The sequence below is a fragment of the Mesorhizobium sp. M7A.F.Ca.ET.027.02.1.1 genome (assembly GCF_004022985.1).
In the GTDB taxonomy this organism is placed as follows: Bacteria; Pseudomonadota; Alphaproteobacteria; order Rhizobiales; family Rhizobiaceae; genus Mesorhizobium.
The window spans coordinates 1-841 of record NZ_RZOL01000847.1 but is presented as its reverse complement, the minus strand read 5'-3'; the positions used below and the strand labels follow the sequence as shown (position 1 = coordinate 841).

Genomic DNA, 841 nt, shown 5'->3' with positions numbered 1-841 from the left:
CCCTTCTTGCTAACCAACTAGCCACAATATTGGCTTGTCCGCTACATAATCAGATGGCTCGCAAGTATAAAAGAACTTTTTTGTTAATCCTCTTTTTTATCTTTTACAAGATATTTTAATATCATTTAACGCGGGCCGTCTGAGATTCCATATCGACAAATGACCTGATCTACGCCCGGTATGCCCCGACGGGGTCGCGAGAACTATTTCGAGACTTATAGCTTCGCCGAAACCTGGGCAGCGCGACGGCAAGCCGATGACAATGCGTTCTGGCATCGCCCACCTCACGCCATGCTCGATGCATTGACGTCAGCAGGCTTCCATATCGCGTCACTGAACGAACCTCAGCCCGGTCCTGAGGCCCGCTCACGCTTCCCAGAAGCATATCTCGGCGGTGAAAGCATGAGCGCCGCTATCGGAAGGTTAAAGCACCATGATTGCGTGATCGCTGGTTTCTGCGATTCTCTACGCTCCGGAAATGATGCTCGTGGACCAAGAGCCGGGCATGCGGACCAGCAGCTGGACCTGCCGCATATATTGCTCACGCGCCATGGTCGGTCTCCTGCGGCAAGAGATCGGCGGCAGTTTGGCGCGATAGGTTGGGTGGAGTCGTCCGCCTGGTACCAGCGCCCGGTCACCATGTCCCATCTCGATTTTCCAGGCGTCTATGTGCTTGCGCCATGCATGTGCATGCTTGTCGGCATAGACGAAGAATAGGCATTGACCTTCACGCTCCGGCATCTCGCCAGCAACTCAGTCAGCGCTCTGGGGCGCAAATTCACCAAGCCCTGAATGCCATGCCGAGGGTGTGGGAGCTCTCGGATCCAAAGCCATCAGGTGT

2 protein-coding genes and 1 pseudogene are annotated in these 841 nt (G+C 54.7%); 1 reads left to right on the top strand and 2 read right to left on the bottom strand.

Annotated elements, in window-relative coordinates; genetic code table 11:
- Window positions 1–192: 192 nt before the first annotated feature.
- Window positions 193–384: pseudogene (locus EN749_RS39690) on the top strand (SAM-dependent methyltransferase); the annotation flags it as partial.
- A gap of 81 nt (window positions 385–465) precedes the next feature.
- Here the strand turns inward: EN749_RS39690 and EN749_RS39515 are convergent.
- Complete coding sequence (locus EN749_RS39515) at window positions 466–669, bottom strand: hypothetical protein (RefSeq protein ID WP_281061966.1); 204 nt, start codon at window positions 667–669, stop codon at window positions 466–468.
- Entirely contained in the window at window positions 666–782 is a 117-nt protein-coding gene (locus tag EN749_RS39510; RefSeq protein ID WP_281061965.1) for a hypothetical protein, read from the bottom strand. The genes EN749_RS39515 and EN749_RS39510 overlap by 4 nt, the downstream gene beginning before the upstream one ends.
- Window positions 783–841: the final 59 nt, after the last annotated feature.